Below are 4,605 nucleotides of genomic sequence, written 5' to 3'. Positions count from 1 at the left end.
CGCTGATCCTGTGGGGCCAGCGCGACCGGTGGATCCCGCCCGCGCATGCCGGTGAATTTGCCCACCGCATTCCAGGCGCCACGCTGCGCATGTATCCGGCGCTCGGCCATATCCCGATGGAGGAAGACCCCGTGCGCGTGGGGACCGACCTCTGTGCATTCCTAGACCAGGGCCGCGCAGCAGCGCGCCTTGCAGAAACCACATACCAGGAGAACCGCCCATGATGCCAGTCCGCCGCGACGTGCATCCTCACCTGCCAGCTGATCGCATCAGCAACTGGCACGAGCGAGGCCACCACGTCACCCACTTCCTGAACGCGCTGTCGATCTTCTTCCCGACCGGTGAACGCTTCTTCATGGACAGCGTGCGCAACTACCGGCACTTGGTGACCGACCCCGAACTCAAGCAGGCCGTGGCTGGCTTCATCGGCCAGGAGGCCATGCACACGCGTGAGCACGTGCTGTATAACGACCTGCTCGACCGCGCCGGCCTGCCCGCCAATCGCATTGATCGCTTTGTCGGCAAGTTCCTGAATGTGCTGCGCAAGTACACGCCCAAGTCGCACCAGTTGGCGGTGACAGTGGCGCTGGAGCACTACACGGCCATGCTGGCCAATCAGGTGCTGAGCCATGAGGACGGCCTGGGCCGCAATTCCGAACCCGGCTATCGCCAGGTCTGGCTGTGGCACGCGATGGAAGAGACGGAGCACAAGGCCGTGAGCTACGACGTGTGGAACCTCGCCATCAAGCCAGGGCTGCGTCGCTACATCCTGCGCACCTCGGTGATGCTGACGACCACGGTGCTGTTCTGGTCGATGGTGTTTTACGTGCACCTGCGGCTGATCTTTGCGGATCGCACCTGCAAGAACAAGTTCTTTGGCCTGGGCCGCGCGTTCCACTTCCTGTGGATCCACCCGGCACCGCTGCGCAAGATCATTCCGGAGTTCTTCGATTTCTTCCGGCCATCCTTCCACCCGTGGGATGAGGACAACCGCGCGGCGCTTGAGCGCCTGCCCAAGCTGATCTCGGAGATTGAAGCGTATGCCGCCGCCAATGGCGAGGCGCCGTCGCCGTCGATCCGCCGCAAGCTGTCGGCGGCAAGTGCAGCCGGGTCCTGAGCGGGCATTCAAAACACCTGCGGTACCCACTGCATCAGGATCAAACTAGAAATAGATAAGGCGCGCCCCACGCATGGGCGCGCCGGAGACACTAGCCTTTGTCCGGCGAGTTCGAGGAATTCGGCGACTCGTGCAAATGCTCGATGACCTGCGCCACGCGATCGCCCAGGTACTTGTTGGCGGCGATCTCGAGCGCACGCATCAGCTCGGCCTCGACTGCCACCAGCGCCAATGGGCGGATGCGCCAGATCACGTCGACCAGACGCGGCACATCTTCGACCGGCGGCAGCTGGCCTTCGCCGTACTTGTCGAGTTCGCGCACGACCATGGAGACAAGATCGTCGGCCACGGCCTGCGTATGCGGACGGGCCCGCTCGAGAATGTCGAGCACTTCAACCAACGGGAAACCGGCTTTCGCCATTTGTGCGCCGGCCAGCAACGCCTTGGGGCTGCGGGCCAGATAGCCCAGGCCGTCAGGCTGCAGCATGCCGAGCGATATAGCGCGGGCCAGCGCCTGGCGCGACATGGAACGGCCAAACAGCTTGGCCAGCGCCAGCAGCGAGAAGTGCTTGGGCTGCTCATCCGACCACGGGCTGCTGATGGCGGATTCGAGCCCGAGGATGGAGCGCAGGTCGTGGCCTTCGACGATGGCCTTGAGCAATTCCTGGATGTTGGCGAGCGTGTAGCCGCGCGCCAGCAGGTGATTGATGAGCTTGAGCCGCCCGAGATGCGCCTGCGTGTAGATGCCCACGCGCCCGCGCCGCTCAGGAGGGTCGATCAGGCCGCGGTCCTGGTACGAGCGGACGTTGCGAACAGTGGTCTCGGCCGCGCGCGCGAGCTCATCAATGGTGAATTCGCGGGCAGGCGGCGTAACAGGCGGACCGGCATCGCCGGTTGGTTTGCGGGCAGGCATGCAAAAAATTCTACACGAGCGCGGCAACATAGCCGCGCCGGGTTGCCGGACGTATCCGGTGCTTTTCTCACGACGAGGAGACCGTCGATGTGGGACTTGAACTTGAGCAACCGTAGTTGGGCGCTTCGGGCTGCGGGCGTCCTGTGTGCAGCGCTGCTGTTGCAGAGTTGTGCGAGTGCCGGTGACGGCCATGGCGGCATCGAAGCTGCCAAGGCCAAGCAACTGGAAGACGCGCGCCAGCAGGCACGCGCGCCGTTCCAATCGGGCAACCTCGCCACGCGCGAAGTCCGTCCGACCACGCTGCGCGATTCCGGCCAGCCTGATGCGATCTCGTACCTGCGCCATGTCGACTTCCGCTTTGACGGCGGCGTCGGTTTCCTGGTCGACCAGCTCGCGCTGCGCATGGTGCCGCGCCAGCCGGGCGATCCGGTCTGGCTCGACGATGTGTCGTCGTACACGCTGCAGCCCGTCAGTGGCATGGTGCGCGTGAGCGCCGACAGCATGGCCGCGCTGTTCAACACCGTGGTCTTCGCGCGCGGGCCGGGCAGTGATCCGCCCTTGCGGCGCTTCAGCTTCGCGCTGGATGACGGCGTGCTCGACATGCGCGCCGAGATGCGCCGGCGCGGCGCCTGGGTGCCGATCGAGCTGCGCGGCCCGCTCGTGCTGCGCGATTCGCAGACCATCGTGTTCCGCCCCAACGTGGTCAAGGTGCAGGGCCAGGATGCCGGCGCGCTGATGGGCGCCGCGCATATCGAATTGGCCGATCTGTTACCGGTGTCCACGCCGGCTGTGCAGCTCACCGGCAGCGAGATCGTCATGCAGGTGCCCAAGCTGTTCCCTCCGCCCGCGCTGGATCTGAAGGTCTCCGCCATCCGCGTCACGCGCGACGGGCTCGTCATGCAGATCGGCGACGGCAACCCGCAGATGCCGCCGCTGGCCAACGCCGCGGATGCACAGCGCCCCTACATCCTCTTCCGAGGCGGCGACATCCGCTTCCTGCGCTCAATGCCGATGAACGCGCGCATCGACATCATGGTTGCCGACCCGGCCAAGCCCTTCGTGTTCAACCTGTACCGCTATCGGGATCAGCTCGTTGCCGGGTCGCTGCGCTTCTCGCCGGACGGCAGCATTCGCGTGCTGATGCCGTCATTCGACTCGCTCGCCGTGGCGCGTGCAGGCAAGCCTGCGGCCACCTCCGCCAAACCCGCCGTGCAACTCGCCAAGAGGACCGCGCCATGATCGCCCCCGCCATCGCTCTTGCTGCCCTCACGTTGCGCCTGGCGTTGCTGGCGCTGGGGTTCGCCGGTCTGCTGGCCAGTACGCTCGCGCGTGCGGCCGAGCCTCCCATGGCCAGCGCCCAGCGCAAGGAACTGAGCATGGTCCGCCAGCAGTGGGCCCAGCGTTGCCAGCCGACCTCCGGTGCGGCCAATGCCAACGGCGCCATTGCGGCGCGCGACTCCCGCACCGCGCCGCCTGTGGTGCAGATGCGCGACGTCGATTTCCGCATCACCGGCGACATCGGCTTCCACGTGCACCAGCTCACCGCGCAGCTCGTGCCGCACACGCTCGGCCAGCCGGTCGACATGGACGACCCGAGCCAGTTCGATATCCGCATCCTCGGCGGCGAGGTAACGGTGCCCAAGGCATCGCTCGACGCGCTGTTCAACACGTACCTGCTGGACTACGCGCCGCGCTCGCTCAACGCGCTGTCGCTCACGCCGGGCGATGGCGTACTCGACGTGTCGGGCGGGCTCAAGCTGCGCAATCACTTTCCGGGCGTGTGGCTGCCGTTTGGCATGCGCGGCACCCTCCAGCTCAAGGAATCACGCTACCTCGTCTACACCCCAAGTGAAGCACGCGTGATGGGCATCCAGACACTGGCGATGCTCAAGGGGATGGGGCTGGAGTTGTCGCAGTTGGCGCCGCTCGATCGTGGCGGCGCCAAGCTGGACGGCAACGCCATGGTGCTGGACCAGACTACGGTGTTCCCACCGCCACGCCTGGTGGGTGCGATGAAGACAGCGCGCGTGACACCCGAGGGCCTGGTGCTTGGCTTCGGCCCGGCGCCGTCCATGTGCGCGCCCGCCCCAACCGACGCCGGCAGCCGCATCTGGATCCAGTCCGGTGACTTGAAGATGTACAACGTGCTGGTGACCAATAGCCGCGTGCTCGTCACCGATACATCGACGCGCGGGCCGCTGCGCTTCGACCTGTACCACTACCGCGAGGCCGCCGCGCGCGGCACCACCCGCATGGATGCAGACGGCACGCTGCGCGTCGACCTGGCGCCTGCCGCGGCCGTGCAGTAACGCTGCCCTACTTCAGCAGACAGACCGCGCGCAGCACGGCCTCACCTTCCGTGCTGGGCGCAACGGGCTCCCAGCGGGGGTTGTCGATGTTCTTGGAGAGGATGGTGCCGTGCTGGCTGTCCTGGATCAGCGCGCTGACCGGCAGGATGCGTTCGTTATTGCAGTCGTAGACCGACGTGCGCGAATCGTATTGATACGCGACGCCATCGGCGAGCTTGCGTGGCGTGTCATAGGCGTCGCGCGAGGTGGCGCGCACAGTGCCATCG

At 66.1% G+C, this 4,605-nt stretch carries 6 protein-coding genes; 4 read left to right on the top strand and 2 right to left on the bottom strand.

Translation table 11 applies throughout. The features are described from left to right. Nucleotides 1–224: alpha/beta fold hydrolase (locus JHD73_RS26645; RefSeq protein ID WP_199033157.1), on the top strand; the 224-nt coding region annotated here is incomplete at its 5' end. Next, nucleotides 221–1,117, top strand: a complete 897-nt coding sequence (locus tag JHD73_RS26640) for a metal-dependent hydrolase (protein ID WP_199033156.1) — start codon at nucleotides 221–223, stop codon at nucleotides 1,115–1,117. The genes JHD73_RS26645 and JHD73_RS26640, both read left to right, overlap by 4 nt. Nucleotides 1,118–1,208: 91 nt before the next feature. Here JHD73_RS26640 and JHD73_RS26635 read toward each other — a convergent pair whose 3' ends face one another. After that, nucleotides 1,209–2,030 (bottom strand): MerR family transcriptional regulator, encoded by an 822-nt coding sequence (locus tag JHD73_RS26635; protein WP_199033155.1) that lies wholly within the window; start codon nucleotides 2,028–2,030, stop codon nucleotides 1,209–1,211. Between the two features lie 87 nt (nucleotides 2,031–2,117). On the opposite strand from JHD73_RS26635, the gene JHD73_RS26630 reads away from it, so the two are divergent. Then, nucleotides 2,118–3,269, top strand: a complete 1,152-nt coding sequence (locus JHD73_RS26630) for a hypothetical protein (protein WP_199033154.1) — start codon at nucleotides 2,118–2,120, stop codon at nucleotides 3,267–3,269. Continuing rightward, nucleotides 3,266–4,339, top strand: coding sequence for a DUF2993 domain-containing protein (locus tag JHD73_RS26625; protein ID WP_199033153.1), 1,074 nt, complete (start codon nucleotides 3,266–3,268; stop codon nucleotides 4,337–4,339). Before JHD73_RS26630 ends, JHD73_RS26625 begins: the two co-directional genes overlap by 4 nt. Nucleotides 4,340–4,346: 7 nt before the next feature. Here the strand turns inward: JHD73_RS26625 and JHD73_RS26620 are convergent. Further along, nucleotides 4,347–4,605 (bottom strand): surface-adhesin E family protein (locus JHD73_RS26620; RefSeq protein WP_368735563.1); only part of this gene is annotated, 259 nt, incomplete at its 5' end.

The organism is Ralstonia sp. ASV6, assembly GCF_016429285.1.
GTDB lineage: Bacteria > Pseudomonadota > Gammaproteobacteria > Burkholderiales > Burkholderiaceae > Ralstonia > Ralstonia flaminis.
Note: the sequence above shows the minus strand (reverse complement) of the source record. Positions and strands in the feature narration are given on the sequence as shown.